This window comes from Streptomyces iakyrus, assembly GCF_000717055.1.
Taxonomy (GTDB): Bacteria; Actinomycetota; Actinomycetes; order Streptomycetales; family Streptomycetaceae; genus Streptomyces; species Streptomyces iakyrus.
Map to the genome: position 1 here is coordinate 14957 of NZ_JNXI01000004.1, position 14289 is coordinate 29245.

Sequence of the window (14289 nt, forward strand, 5' to 3'; positions counted from 1 at the left end):
TCCTGATCAGTCCCGGTTCTGTACGTGCTGGTAGCCGAAGCGGCCCTTGATGCAGAGGTTGCCGTGGGTCACCGGGTTGTCGTGCGGCGAGGTGACTTTCACGATCTCATTGTCCTGCACGTGCAGCGTCAGGTTGCAGCCCACTCCGCAGTACGCGCACACCGTGGTCGTCTCCGTCTGGGCGGACTCGTCCCACGTACCCGCCGCCCGCATGTCGAACTCGGACTTGAACGACAGCGCGCCCGTCGGGCACACCTCGATGCAGTTGCCGCAGTACACGCACGCCGAGTCGGTGAGCGGCGCGTCGTGCTCCACCGCGATCCGGGCGTCGAAGCCGCGCCCCGCGACCGAGATCGCGAAGGAGTTCTGCCACTGGTCGCCGCAGGCGTCGACGCACTTGTAGCAGAGGATGCACTTGTCGTAGTCGCGCACGTACAGGTCGTTGTCGACCTTCGGCTCCTCGTTCAGCCGGGCCGCGTCCGGGCCGAAGCGGTCCGGTTTCGCCTCGTACTCCTTGAGCCAACCGGTGACCTTCGGTGTGGTCGACAGGTCGACCGAGGATGCGAGCAGTTCCAGGACGATCTTGCGGCTGTGCCGGGCGCGCTCGGTGTCCGTGCGGACCTCCATGCCCGGCTCCGCCTTGCGCGAGCAGGCCGGGACGAGCGTCCTGGCCCCCTCGACCTCGACGACGCAGACCCGGCAGGCGTTCTTCGGGCGCAGGGTGTCGCCCTCGCACAGGGTCGGGACGTCCTTCCCGGCCGCGCGGCAGGCATCCAGGATGGTCGAGCCCTCGGGGACCCGGGCCTCCTCGCCGTCGAGGGTGAACTCCAGCATGCGGCGCGGGATCCCCAGCGGTGTGACGGTCATGCGTACGCCCCCAGACGGTCGATGGCGGATTCGACGGCGTTCCACGCGGTCTGCCCGAGACCGCAGATCGAGGCGTCCCGCATCGCGCGGCCGACCTCCCGCAGCAGCGCGATGTCACCGGCGGCATCCGCGCCCGTGCGCTCCACGATCCGGTGCAGCGCCTCCTCCTGGCGTACCGTCCCGACCCGGCAGGGCACGCACTGCCCGCATGACTCGTCCCGGAAGAACTCCGCGATGCGCAGCAGCAGCCGGGGCAGGGGCACGCTGTCGTCGAAGGCCATGACGACTCCGGAGCCCAGGGTCGTGCCGGCTTCGCGCGTGCCCTCGAACGTGAGCGGGATGTCCAGCTCGTCGGCGCGTACGAAACCGCCGGCCGCCCCGCCGAGCAGCACCGCCCGCAGCCCCTCGCGCACCCCGGCCAGGGTGAGCACGTCCCCGAGCGTCGCGCCGAACGGCACCTCGTAGACACCGGGCCGCTCCACGCTCCCGGACACGCAGAACAGCTTCGGCCCGGTGGAGCGGCCGGTGCCGATCGCCGCGTACGCCGGGGCACCCATGGTCAGGATCGGCAGGACGTTCACCAGCGTCTCGACGTTGTTCTCGACCGTCGGCTTGCCGAACAGGCCCTTCTCCACCGGGAACGGCGGCTTGGAGCGTGGCTCGCCCCGATAACCCTCGATGGAGTTGAACAGGGCCGTCTCCTCACCGCAGATGTAGGCGCCGGCGCCGCGCCGGATCTCGATGTCGAAGGCGTACCCCTGCCCGAGCACGTCGTCGCCGAGCAGCCCGCGGGCACGGGCCTGCGCGATCGCGTGCTCCAGCAGGTGCAGGGCGCGCGGGTACTCGCCGCGCAGGTAGAGGTAGCCCTGGTGGGCGCCGGTCGCGTACCCCGCGATCGTCATCGCCTCGACGAGCGCATACGGGTCGCCCTCCATGAGCACCCGGTCCTTGAAGGTGCCCGGCTCCGACTCGTCGGCGTTGCAGACGAGGTAGTGCGGACGGTCGGGCTGGGACGCCGTGGCCTGCCACTTGCGGCCGGTGGGGAAGGCGGCACCGCCGCGCCCGACCAGGCCAGAGTCGGTGACCTCGCGGATCACCCCGGCGGGACCCAGCTCGAAGGCCCGGCGCAGGGCGGTGTAGCCGCCGTGGGCGCGGTAGTCGTCGAGGGACGACGGGTCGACCGCGCCGACGCGGTGCAGCAGCATCAGACCGTCCTGCCCCGCCTGGGGCACCGCCAGCGCGGCGGGCGCCTCCTCGGGCGCGGAACCGGGCGAGGACGCGGCGAGCACGGCCTCCTCGACGGTCGCCGGCGCCGAGACCGCCGTACGGACGGGATCACCGGCCTTGATCGCCAGCGCGGCCGGGGCCCGTTCGCACAGTCCCAGGCAGGGACCGCGCTCGACGCTCACCCCGCTGCCGAGGCCCAGCCGAGCCTCGATCCCGGCGCACAGCTCCGGCGCCCCGGCCGCCGCGCACGCCAGGTCCGTACACACGTGCAGCACGGTCGCCGGACGCGGCTTGACCGAAAACATGGCGTAGAAGGTGGCGACCCCGTAGGCCTCCGCCGGTGGCACGGTCAGCCGCCGGCACAGGTAGTCCAGGGCGCCCTCGCTGATCCAGCCGATCCGGTCGTTGACGGCGTGCAGCCCCGGCAACAGCAGGTCGCGGCGGTCCCGGGCCTCCCGTCCGCCACGCGCCCACCTCAGATCGGCGTCGGAACGGTCGGCGCCCTCCCAGGAGGACTCGGGAGGCCCGAGCAGGGCGTCGACGGCCGCCCGTTCCTCGTCCGTCGGTTTGCTGTCACCGAAGTGCAGGTCCACAGTGCGTCACCCCACGATGGTCGCGATGGGCAGCTTCTCGATCCGGATCGCCGACGCCTTGAACTCCGCCGTCCCGGCGATCGGGCAGTTCGCTTCGATCGTCAGGGCGTTGGTGTCCACCTCGTCGGGGAAGTGCATGGTCATGAAGGCGAGCCCGGGCCGCAGCGCGGTGTCCACCCACACGGGTGCGGTCACCGACCCGCGCCGCGAGGTCACCTGGACCTGCTCGCCGACCACGACCCCGTAGCGCTCGGCGTCCTCCGGGCTCAGCTCGATGAACTCGCCGCGCCTGAGCGGTGAGGCGTAACCGCCGCTCTGCACGCCGGTGTTGTACGAGTCGAGCCGCCGCCCGGTGGTGAGCCGGATGGGGTACCGGTCGTCGGTGAGGTCCACGGGCGGGTCGTGCTGCACGAGACCGAAGGGCGCGAGCGGGCCGCGCCGGGAGGGGTCGGTCTCCCACAGCCGGCCGTGCAGATACGTGGGTTCGATCGCGTCCGTGCTCGGGCAGGGCCACTGGATGCCCTGGTGCTCCTCCAGACGCTCGTACGTCATGCCGTAGTGGTCGGGCGAGACGGCCCGCAGCTCGTTCCACACGGTCTCGGCGTCGGCGTACTTCCAGTCGTGGCCGAGGCGGGCGGCCAGGTCGCAGATGATGTCGATGTCCTCGCGGGCCTCGCCCGGCGGGGTGACGGCCTTGCGGACACGCTGGACCCGCCGCTCGCTGTTGGTGGTCGTGCCGTCGGTCTCCGCCCAGCCGGCGGTCGCCGGCAGGACGACGTCCGCCAGCTCTGCGGTCTTCGTCAGGAAGATGTCCTGCACGACCAGGAAGTCCAGGGCCATCAGCCGCCGCACGGCCTGCTCGCTGTCGGCCTCGGACTGGGCCGGGTTCTCGCCGATGCAGTAGACGGCCTTGAGGCTGCCGTCCTCCATGGCCTCGAACATCTCCGTGAGGTTCAGGCCGTAGTGCGGCTGGATCACCGTGTCCCAGGCCGACTCGAACTTGCGCCGCACGTCCGGGTCGAGGATGTCCTGGAAGCCGGGCAGCCGGTTGGGGATCGCGCCCATGTCGCCGCCGCCCTGCACGTTGTTCTGCCCGCGCAGGGGCTGCAGACCGGAGCCGTAGCGGCCGACGTGCCCGGTGAGCAGCGACAGGTTGATCAGGGCGCGGACGTTGTCGGTGCCGTTGTGGTGCTCGGTGATGCCCAGGGTCCAGCACAACTGGGCCCGTTCGGCACGGGCGTAGGCGTGCGCCAGCTCGCGGATCGCCGCCGCCGGCACGCCCGTCACCTTCTCGGCGAGCGACAGCGTCCACGGCTCGACCAGGGCCTTGTACTCCTCGAAGCCGGTGGTGGCCCGCTGGATGAACGCCTCGTTGGCGAGCCCCGCGTGGATGATCTCGCGGCCGATCGCGTGGGCCATCGGGATGTCCGTGCCGACGTTGAGCCCCATCCAGCTCTCCGCCCACTCCGCGGTCGAGGTGCGGCGCGGATCGACCGCGTACATCCGGGCGCCGTTCCTGATCCCCTTCAGCACGTGCTGGAAGAAGATCGGGTGCGCGAACCGGGAGTTGGAGCCCCACATCACGATGACGTCGGTGTGCTCGATCTCCTCGTACGACGACGTCCCGCCGCCCGACCCGAACGCCGCCGACAGGCCCGCCACGCTCGGGGCGTGGCAGGTGCGGTTGCAGGAGTCGACGTTGTTGGTGCCCATCACGACCCGGGCGAACTTCTGCGCCACGTAGTTCATCTCGTTGGTGGCGCGGGCGCAGCTGAACATGCCGAAGGCGTCACGGTTGCGCCCGAGGCCCAGGGCTGCCCGGTCCAGGGCCTCCTCCCAGGTGGCCTGCCGGAACGGCTCGTCGCGGGAGTCCCGGACGAGCGGGTGCGTCAGACGGGTGTAGGTCTTCGGTTGCCGTTTCCTCATGCGGCGCTCCTCAGCGCGAGCAGGTCCGAGATGGCGTGCACGGTGCGCAGGGTGGGCACCTCCACGCCGGTGATCTCCGCCAGCTCGACGACCGCCGCGAGCAGCACGTCGAGTTCGAGCGGCTTGCCGCGCTCCAGGTCCTGGAGCGTGGAGGTGCGGTGGTCGCCGACCCGCTCGGCACCGGCGAGCCGGCGCTCGATGGAGACACCGACCTCGCAGCCGAGGGCCTCGGCGACCGCCAGCGTCTCGGTCATCATGATCTCGATGACCCTGCGGGTGCCGCCGTGCAGGCACATCTGCCGCATGGTCGCGCGGGCCAGCGCGCTGATCGGGTTGAACGAGATGTTGCCGAGCAGCTTGACCCAGATGTCGCTGCGCAGGTCCGTTTCGACCGGGCACTTCAGGCCGCCCGCCTGCATGGCCTCGCTGAAGGCGAGACAGCGGGCGGAGCGGCTGCGGTCGGGCTCACCGATGGAGAACCGCGTGCCCTCCAAGTGGCGCACGAGGCCCGGCCCTTCGAGTTCGGTCGCCGCGTAGACGACACAGCCGACGGCCCGTTCGGGCGCGAGCACCGCACTGACCGCGCCGTCCGGGTCGACACTCTCGACACGGTGGCCGTCGTACGGGCCGCCATGCCGGTGGAAGTACCACCAGGGGATGCCGTTCTGGGCCGCGACGACCGACGTCGTCTCGTGCAGCAGTGGTGCGATCAGCGGCCCGCACGCCGCGTACGCGTTCGCCTTCAGCCCGAGGAAGACGTGGTCGACCGGGCCGACCTCGGCCGGGTCGTCGGTGGCGTGGGGATGCGCGGTGAAGTCGCCGCGTGGGCTGCGCACCCGGACTCCGTGCTGCCTCATGGCCGCCAGATGCGGTCCACGGGCGATGAGATGCACCTCGGCACCCGCGCGGTGGAGCGCGGCGCCGACGTAGGCGCCGATGGCACCGGCGCCGAGAACTGCGACTTTCACGGGAACACTCCGTTCGGTTTGAGGGATACCGCGGAGGTGGCTGCCGTCCGGCCGCCCTACGGGTCGCGTATGGCTCGCGTATGGCTCGCGGACGGCTTGTGTCGACGAAATATTGTCTACAGTATGGAGGTTGGGGCGGCAAGGGTCCGTGCGCCGACCGTTCGGCGCATGCTGGATACCGCTCACCGCATACGGTCGACGCGGCGTCTTCTCAACTCGCATGCGGATCCCTACCGTCCGGGGTTCATGAGTCCCCCAGTCGCGCCCCCGGGCTGGAGCCGCTGGCTCGTTCCGCCCGCCGCTCTCTCCGTCCATCTCTCCATCGGCCAGGCCTACGCCTGGAGCGTGTTCAAACCGCCCCTGGAGTCCGCGCTCGGGCTCAGCGGCACCCAGAGCGCGCTGCCCTTCCAGCTGGGCATCGTCATGCTGGGCCTGTCCGCCGCGTTCGGCGGCACGCTCGTGGAGCGCAAGGGCCCGCGCTGGGCGATGACCGTCGCCCTGGTCTGCTTCTCCTCCGGCTTCCTGCTCTCCGCGCTGGGCGCGTCCCTGGAGCAGTACTGGCTGATCGTGCTCGGCTACGGCTTCGTCGGCGGCATCGGCCTCGGCATCGGCTACATCTCGCCCGTCTCCACTCTGATCAAGTGGTTCCCGGACCGGCCCGGCATGGCCACCGGCATCGCCATCATGGGCTTCGGCGGCGGCGCGCTCATCGCCTCGCCGTGGAGCGCGCAGATGCTGGAGTCCTTCGGGTCCGGCAGCTCCGGCATCGCGCTGGCGTTCCTGGTGCATGGGCTGTCGTACGCGGTCTTCATGTTGCTGGGCGTGCTGCTGGTCCGGGTACCGCGTGACGCCCCAGGGGCGCGGGGAACTGCGCGACAAGCCCCCACCGGCCCGCAGGTGTCGGCGAACCAGGCCCTGCGCACCCCGCAGTTCTGGCTGCTGTGGATCGTGCTCTGCATGAACGTCACCGCCGGCATCGGCATCCTGGAGAAGGCCGCGCCGATGATCACGGACTTCTTCGCGGACACCTCCACACCGGTCTCGGTGACCGCGGCCGCCGGCTTCGTCGCGCTGCTGTCCGCGGCGAACATGGCGGGCCGCATCGGCTGGTCCTCGACGTCCGACCTCATCGGCCGCAAGAACATCTACCGTGTCTACCTGGGCGTCGGCGCGCTCATGTACGCCCTCATCGCCCTCTTCGGCGACTCCTCCAAGCCCCTGTTCGTCCTGTGCGCGCTGGTCATCCTCTCCTTCTACGGCGGTGGCTTCGCCACGATTCCGGCCTATCTGAAGGATTTGTTCGGCACGTACCAGGTCGGGGCCATCCACGGGCGGCTGCTCACCGCCTGGTCCACGGCCGGGGTGCTCGGCCCGCTGATCGTGAACTGGATCGCCGACCGGCAGGAGGAGGCGGGCCGGCACGGCGCCTCTCTGTACGGATTGTCCTTCGTCATCATGATCGGGCTGCTCGTCGTCGGCTTCGTCGCCAACGAACTGGTCCGGCCCGTCGCCCCCCGCCACCACGTCCCCGCCCCGAAGGAGGCCGCCCATGTTGAACGACAGCAGTCAGAGTCCGCCTAGCCCGGACCGGCGGTGGCTGATCGCCTTCGCCTGGGTGTGGGTGGGCGTGCCGCTCGCCTACGGGCTGTACGAACTGGTGCGGAAGGCGACGCAGCTGTTCACCGGGTAGGGGTTGACAGGTGCCCGGGCGTCCGAGGTGCTGACAGAAGCTACAACCAAGGCGCCCGTTTCCTGTCGCCTTGGCTGCCGTCGTACCCGTGAGTCACTGATCAGACTGGTGGATCCGCTACCCAAGGCAACGAGGGGGATCCACCCAGATGAACGGCTCGCGCATCGCCGCCGTCGGCCACTACCAGCCCGCCAAGGTGCTCACCAACGAGGACCTGGCGGGCCTGGTGGACACCAGTGACGAGTGGATCAGGAGCCGGGTGGGCATCCGCACGCGTCACATCGCGGGCCCCGACGAGCCGGTCGACGAACTGGCCGCTCACGCCGCCGCCAAGGCCCTGGCCGCCGCCGGTCTGAGCCCTGCCGACATCGACCTGGTGCTGGTCGCCACCTCCACCGCCATCGACCGCTCGCCCAACACGGCCGCCCGGGTCGCGGCCCGCCTGGGCATCCCGCAGGCAGCCACCATGGACCTCAACGTCGTGTGCGCCGGCTTCACCCACGCCCTGGCCACCGCCGACCACGCCGTCCGCGCGGGGGGCGCGAGCCGAGTGCTGGTCATCGGGGCCGACAAGATGTCCGAGGTGGCCGACTGGAGCGACCGCACCACGTGTGTGCTCGTCGGTGACGGAGCGGGCGCAGCGGTGGTGGAGGCCGCGGACGAGCCGGGCATCGGGCCGGTGCTGTGGGGCTCGGTGCCCGAGATGGGCAACGCGGTGCGCATCGAGGGCACCCCGCCGCGCTTCGCCCAGGAGGGCCAGAGCGTCTACCGCTGGGCCACCACGCAGCTGCCGCCCATCGCACGCCGGGCCTGCGAGCGGGCCGGTCTGGAGCCGGCCGACCTCGCCGGAGTCGTACTGCACCAGGCGAACCTGCGCATCATCGAGCCCCTCGCGGAGAAGATCGGCGCCGTCAACGCCGTCGTCGCGCGCGACGTCACCGAGTCCGGCAACACCTCGGCCGCGAGCATCCCGCTGGCCTTCTCGAAGCTCATCGAGCAGGGGGCCGTCGCCACGGGCGACCCGGTGCTGCTGTTCGGCTTCGGCGGGAACCTGTCGTACGCGGGGCAGGTCGTGCGCTGCCCCTGAGCCGCGGGCGCGGTGTGACGCGGTCAACTCCCCGGAACGCTGGCTCTTGTGCGCCGTAGACTGTAGACGAAAGACAATCGATACTGACTCTGCGGCGATACCGGCTCGCGCCGCGCTGTGCACGGCCGTGGCCGAGGAGGGGGACCGCGATGCTGTCGACAGGCCTGCCCCAGGGGGCGGTACCCAAGCTGGAACGCCCGGGTCCGCTGCGTGACCGTGTCTACGAGGCACTGCTCGAACTCATCACCACTCGTGCGCTGCAGCCCGGCCAGCACCTCGTCGAGAGCGAACTGGCCGGGCATCTCGGTGTCTCCCGGCAGCCCGTGCGGGAGGCGCTGCAGCGGCTCAACACCGAGGGGTGGGTCGATCTGCGACCCGCCCAGGGCGCGTTCGTGCACGAGCCGACGGAGGAGGAGGCCGACCAGCTCCTCACGGTCCGCACGCTCCTGGAGGCCGAGGCGGCCCGGCTCGCGGCAGCCAACGCGAACAGCGCGGGCATCGCCGCCCTGGAAGCGCTGTGCGCGGAGGGCGAGAAGGCCGTCGAGGCCGACGACGTGGACGGGGCCGTCGCCATGAACGCCCGGTTCCATGCCAAGATCATGGAGCTCGCCGGCAACGCCGTCCTCGCCGAACTCGCCGCCCAGGTCGACCGGCGTGTGCGCTGGTACTACACACCGGTGGCCCGGCAGCGCGGCCACCAGTCCTGGATCGAGCACCGGGAGCTGATCGCCGCGGTCGCCGACCGGGACGAACAGCGCGCCACCCAGCTGATGCGCGACCACACGGAGCACACGCGCCGGTCGTACCACGCGCGTTCGCGCACCTAGCGACCCCACAGCCGCCCCCTGGCGTGGGCACCCGTCACCGCTGCTTTGTCCTGTGAGTGGAAAAAGTGGAGGGCAATTCCTGCGCGACTTCTTCCCACCTCCGGCAGCCGCTGCTACGTTCCCTCCGAAAGCACGCCACCGAGGTGGCGGAAAACCGGCGCGCACAGGCCGATCGAGGCGGGGAGGGGCTCGTGAGACGTATGACCGCACGACCCGCGAACGCCCACCAGGCCCGGCTGCTCACGCTGTTGCGCGACGGCGGCCCCAACTCCCGTGCCCAGCTGGGCGACCAGGTCGACCTCTCGCGGTCCAAGCTGGCCGTCGAGGTGGACCGGCTCCTGGAGACGGGACTGGTCGTGGCCGACGGACTCGCCGCCTCGCGCGGTGGCCGCCGTTCCCACAACATCCGGCTCAACCCCGAGCTGCGATTCCTCGGCGTCGACATCGGCGCGACCTCGGTCGACGTCGCCGTCACCAACGCCGAACTGGAGACCCTCGGGCACCTCAACCAGCCCATGGACGTGCGCGAAGGCCCCGTCGCGGTCTTCGAGCAGGTTTTGGCCTTGGCCGCGAAGCTGAGGGCCTCCGGGCTCGCGGAAGGGTTCGACGGCGCCGGCATCGGCGTTCCGGGCCCGGTCCGCTTCCCCGAGGGCATTCCGGTGGCACCGCCGATCATGCCCGGCTGGGACGGCTTCCCCGTGCGGGAGGCGCTCAGCCAGGAACTCGGCTGCCCGGTCATGGTCGACAACGACGTGAATCTCATGGCGATGGGGGAGCAGCACGCGGGCGTCGCCCGCACCGTCGCCGACTTCCTCTGCGTCAAGATCGGCACCGGCATCGGCTGCGGCATCGTCGTCGGCGGTGAGGTCTACCGCGGTACGACGGGCAGCGCCGGCGACATCGGGCACATCCAGGCCGTCCCCGACGGGCGCCCCTGCGCCTGCGGCAACCGGGGCTGCCTGGAAGCCCACTTCAGCGGGGCGGCCCTGGCCCGCGACGCCGTGGAAGCCGCCCAGCAGGGGCGCTCGGCCGAACTGGCCTCGCGACTGGAGACGAACGGCGGCCTCACCGCCGCCGATGTCGCCGCCGCGGCCTCCGCCGGTGACGCCACGGCCCTCGACCTGATCCGCGAGGGCGGCAACCGTACCGGCCAGGTCATCGCCGGCCTGGTCAGCTTCTTCAACCCGGGCCTGGTGGTGATCGGCGGCGGGGTGACCGGACTCGGCCACACCCTGCTCGCCGCGATCCGTACCCAGGTCTACCGCCAGTCGCTCCCGCTCGCGACCGGCAACCTGCCCATCGTCCTGGGCGAGCTGGGCCCCACCGCCGGAGTCATCGGCGGTGCCCGGCTCATCAGCGACCACCTTTTCTCACCCGCGTAGTCACTGAGTTCAGTACCGCGTACCAGCACCGCTCTGCTTCGCCCTGCCCTGAAACCGGCCCGCACGCCCGCCAAGGGGACCTCATGGCACCAGAACCACCGCTGCTCAGCATGTCCGGCATCACCAAGTCGTTCCCCGGAGTCCGGGCCCTCGACGGCGTCGCTCTCGACGTCCAGGCCGGTGAGGTGCACTGCCTGCTCGGCCAGAACGGGGCCGGCAAGTCCACCCTCATCAAGGTGCTGGCCGGCGCCCACCAGCCCGACACGGGGACCATCCGCTGGCGCGGCGAGGAGGTGACGCTCCGTTCGCCGATCGCCGCCATGCGCCTCGGCATCGCCACCATCTACCAGGAACTCGACCTGGTGGAGCACCTGTCCGTCGCCGAGAACGTGCACCTGGGCCATGAGCCGACCACCGCCGGGTTCGTGGTCCGCGGCAGGACGGCCAGAACGTCAACAGCCGCTCTGCTCAAACGACTTGGGCACCCGGAGATCGACCCGGCGCGGCTGGTCGGGCAGCTGTCCGCGGCCCAGCAGCAGATCGTGTCCATGGCCCGGGCGCTCTCCCACGACGTACGGCTCATCGTGATGGACGAGCCGTCCGCCGCCCTCGACCCGGACGAGGTCGACAACCTCTTCCGCATCGTCGGCGACCTCACCGCCGCGGGAGTGGCCGTCGTCTACATCTCGCACCGCCTGGAGGAGATCCGCCGCATCGGCGACCGGGTGACGGTGCTGAAGGACGGGCGGGCCGTCGCGAACGGACTCCCGGCCAAGTCCACCCCGACCCGCGAGGTCGTCGCCCTGATGACCGGCCGCAACGTCGAGTACGTCTTCCCCGACCGGCCCGTCTCCCCGCCGTCCGGCGAACCGGTCCTGAAGGTTCAAGGGCTGGCCCGGCAAGGGGAGTTCGAGCCCTTCGACCTGGAGGTGCGGCCCGGCGAGATCGTCGGCCTCGCCGGACTCGTCGGCTCGGGCCGCTCCGAGATCCTGGAGACCGTCTACGGTGCCCGCAAACCGACGACCGGTCAGGTACTGGTCGAGGGCAGGGCCCTGAAGTCCGGCAGCGTACGGGCCGCCGTCCGGGCCGGACTCGGGCTCGCCCCCGAGGAACGCAAGGCGCAGGGCCTGCTGATGCTGGAGTCGGTCACCCGCAACGTGTCGGTCTCCTCCATGTCCCGCTTCGCGCGCGCCGGCTGGATCGACCGGGGCGCCGAACTCGGCGCCGCCCGGGCCGCGACCCGCGAGTTGTCGCTGCGGCCCGACAACCCGTCCGTGCCCGTGCGCACGCTGTCCGGCGGCAACCAGCAGAAGGCGGTCCTCGCCCGCTGGCTGCTCCGCGGCTGCAAGGTGCTGCTGCTCGACGAACCCACCCGCGGCGTCGATGTCGGCGCCCGCGCCGAGCTCTACGCGGTCATCCGCCGGCTCGCCGACGAGGGCCTCGCCGTGCTGCTGGTCTCCAGCGAGGTGCCCGAGGTGCTCGGCCTCGCCGACCGCGTACTGGTGCTGCGCGAGGGCCGGGTCGTCCACACGGCACCCGCGCGCGAGCTCGACGAACACCGCGTACTCGACCTGGTCATGGAAGGAAGCCCGGCGTCATGACGCAGCCCGTCTCCCCGCCGCTGGACAGCAGCACCGACAAGGTGCCCGAGGCCCGGCCCCCCGCCTGGCGTGGCCTGCTGTTCCGCGCCGACGTCCGCACGCTGTCCCTGCTCGGCGTACTCGCCGTGCTGATCCTCATCGGCGGCGTCACCAAGCCCGACGAGTTCCTCGACACCCGCAACCTGCAACTCGTCCTCACCCAGGCGTCCGTGATCGGTGTCGTCACCGTCGGCATGACCTTCGTCATCGTCTCCGGCGGCATCGACCTGTCGGTCGGCGCGATCGTCGCGCTCGCCTCCGTGTGGGCCACGACCGTCGCCACCCAGGAGTACGGCTTCGCCGGCATCCTCTTCACGGCGGTGATCGTCGGCGTCGGCTGCGGCCTGGTCAACGGGGTGCTCATCGCCTACGGCGCGATGGTGCCGTTCATCGCCACCCTCGCCATGCTGGCCTCGGCCCGCGGCCTCGCCCTGCAGATCACCGACGGCAAGACGCAGATCGTCACCGTGCCCTCGGTCCTGGACCTCGGCGAGCGCGACGCCTACGTCCTCGGCATCCCGCCCCTGGTCATGGTGTTCGCCGTCGTCACGGTCATCGGCTGGCTGGTGCTCAACCGCACCACCTTCGGCCGGCGCACCGTCGCCGTCGGCGGCAATCCGGAGGCCGCCCGGCTCGCCGGCATCGACGTCCGCCGCCAGCGGCTCTACCTCTACCTGCTGTCCGGGCTGTGCTGCGGCATCGCGGCCTTCCTGCTGATCGTTCTGGCCGGCTCCGGCCAGAACACCAACGGCAACCTCTACGAACTCGACGCCATCGCAGCCGCGATCATCGGCGGCACCCTGCTCACCGGAGGCCGGGGCACCATCGTCGGCTCGGTCCTCGGCGTCCTGATCTTCACCACGATCACCAACATCTTCGCCCTGAACAACCTGCAGAGCGACGTCCAGCAGATCGCCAAGGGCGCGATCATCGTCGCCGCCGTGCTGGTCCAGCGCCGTACCGCGAGCACGACCTGAGGAAAGGGTTCACCGCCATGCCAGAGCACATGCCTTTCGCGAGCCGCAGAGGGCTGCTCTTCGGAGCCGCCGCCGTCTCCGCCGGTGCCGTCCTCACGGCGTGCACCAGCAACGAGCCGTCCGACTCGAAGGACGAGCCGGCGGGCAACAACCAGCCGGCCGCCGACGACAAGCCCGGCAAGCAGGTCACCATCGGCTTCGCCGGACCCCAGGCGGACCACGGCTGGCTCAACGCCATCAACGACAACGCCAAGAGCCGGGCCGAGAAGTACTCCGACGTCACCCTGGAGATCACCGAGGGCTCCAACGACACCGCCCAGCAGATCGGCCAGATCGAGACCCTCATCAACAAGAAGGTCGACGTCCTGGTCGTGCTCCCCGCCGACGGCAAGGCCCTCACCCAGGTCGGCCTGAAGGCGATGCGCGCCGGTATCCCGGTCGTCAACCTCGACCGGATCTTCAACACCCCGCAGGCCTACCGCTGCTGGATCGGCGGCGACAACTACGGCATGGGCCTGAACGCCGGGCACTACATCGGCGAGAAGCTCAAGGGCAAGTCCGGCGCCCGCGTCATCGAACTGGCAGGCCTGGACAACCTGGAGCTCACCAAGCAGCGCACCCAGGGCTTCGACGACGCCCTGAAGAACTACCCCAACATCAAGAAGGTCGCCCGCCAGGCCGCCGAGTTCACCGTCGAGTCCGGGCAGGCCAAGATGGCCCAACTGCTTCAGGCGCAGTCGAAGTTCGACGCACTGTGGAACCACGACGACGACCAGGGCGTGGGCGCGCTGCGCGCCATCGAGCAGGCCGGGCGCGACGACTTCCTGATGGTCGGCGGCGCCGGTGCGCTCTCCGCGTTCCAGGCCATCAAGCAGGACGACGGCGTGCTCAAGGCGACCGTGCTGTACCCGCCCACCATGGCCGCCTCCGCTATCGACCTCGCCCGTGCCCTCGGCCAGAGCAAGGGCATCGGAGGCCTCGCCGAGTTCGAGATCCCGTCGTCGCTCACGCTCTACTCGGCCGTCGTCGACAAGACCAACGTCGACCAGTACATGTCCACCGGCTTCAAGTGAGCCGCCCCGCACCCCCCACGTGCGCCACCCCG

General features: G+C 70.8%; 12 protein-coding genes. 8 read left to right on the forward strand and 4 right to left on the reverse strand.

All coding sequences use genetic code 11. From position 1 onward, the window contains the following. Nucleotides 1-6 precede the first annotated feature (6 nt). The 4 genes from OO68_RS08260 to OO68_RS08275 are packed head-to-tail and all read right to left on the reverse strand — an operon-like array spanning nt 7 to nt 5581. Nucleotides 7-867 carry a 2Fe-2S iron-sulfur cluster-binding protein gene (locus OO68_RS08260; RefSeq protein ID WP_033307562.1) on the reverse strand — a complete coding sequence of 287 codons (861 nt, stop codon included), beginning with the start codon at nt 865-867 and terminating at the stop codon, nt 7-9. After that, the gene (locus OO68_RS08265; protein ID WP_033307563.1) at nt 864-2687 is read right to left on the reverse strand and encodes an NAD(P)H-dependent oxidoreductase subunit E; all 1824 of its coding nucleotides are present in this window, start codon (nt 2685-2687) and stop codon (nt 864-866) included. Before OO68_RS08265 ends, OO68_RS08260 begins: the two co-directional genes overlap by 4 nt. 6 nt (nt 2688-2693) lie before the next feature. Then, nucleotides 2694-4613: a molybdopterin oxidoreductase family protein gene (locus tag OO68_RS08270; protein WP_033307564.1), complete on the reverse strand. Its 1920-nt coding sequence runs from the start codon at nt 4611-4613 to the stop codon at nt 2694-2696. Then, a complete protein-coding gene (locus OO68_RS08275; RefSeq protein ID WP_033307565.1) occupies nt 4610-5581 on the reverse strand; it encodes a 2-dehydropantoate 2-reductase in 972 nt (323 codons plus the stop codon). The genes OO68_RS08270 and OO68_RS08275 overlap by 4 nt, the downstream gene beginning before the upstream one ends. Before the next feature lie 246 nt (nt 5582-5827). Between OO68_RS08275 and OO68_RS08280 the strand changes: the two genes are divergently transcribed. From OO68_RS08280 to OO68_RS08310, 8 genes are all read left to right on the forward strand, one after another. Then, nucleotides 5828-7162 carry an OFA family MFS transporter gene (locus OO68_RS08280; RefSeq protein WP_033307566.1) on the forward strand — a complete coding sequence of 445 codons (1335 nt, stop codon included), beginning with the start codon at nt 5828-5830 and terminating at the stop codon, nt 7160-7162. Next, nucleotides 7131-7271 (forward strand): MFS transporter small subunit, encoded by a 141-nt coding sequence (locus OO68_RS46730; RefSeq protein WP_167345879.1) that lies wholly within the window; start codon nt 7131-7133, stop codon nt 7269-7271. Before OO68_RS08280 ends, OO68_RS46730 begins: the two co-directional genes overlap by 32 nt. 148 nt (nt 7272-7419) lie before the next feature. After that, nucleotides 7420-8358 carry a beta-ketoacyl-ACP synthase III gene (locus OO68_RS08285; protein WP_033307567.1) on the forward strand — a complete coding sequence of 313 codons (939 nt, stop codon included), beginning with the start codon at nt 7420-7422 and terminating at the stop codon, nt 8356-8358. A 149-nt stretch (nt 8359-8507) separates the two neighbouring features. Then, entirely contained in the window at nt 8508-9185 is a 678-nt protein-coding gene (locus tag OO68_RS08290; protein ID WP_033307568.1) for a GntR family transcriptional regulator, read from the forward strand. Between the two features lie 200 nt (nt 9186-9385). After that, nucleotides 9386-10567, forward strand: a complete 1182-nt coding sequence (locus OO68_RS08295; protein WP_033307569.1) for an ROK family transcriptional regulator — start codon at nt 9386-9388, stop codon at nt 10565-10567. Nucleotides 10568-10650: 83 nt separating this feature from the next. Further along, nucleotides 10651-12168, forward strand: a complete 1518-nt coding sequence (locus OO68_RS08300; protein WP_033307570.1) for a sugar ABC transporter ATP-binding protein — start codon at nt 10651-10653, stop codon at nt 12166-12168. Further along, nucleotides 12165-13184, forward strand: coding sequence for an ABC transporter permease (locus OO68_RS08305; RefSeq protein ID WP_033307571.1), 1020 nt, complete (start codon nt 12165-12167; stop codon nt 13182-13184). Before OO68_RS08300 ends, OO68_RS08305 begins: the two co-directional genes overlap by 4 nt. Before the next feature lie 17 nt (nt 13185-13201). After that, nucleotides 13202-14257, forward strand: a complete 1056-nt coding sequence (locus OO68_RS08310; RefSeq protein WP_033307572.1) for a substrate-binding domain-containing protein — start codon at nt 13202-13204, stop codon at nt 14255-14257. The last annotated feature ends 32 nt before the right edge of the window (nt 14258-14289 follow it).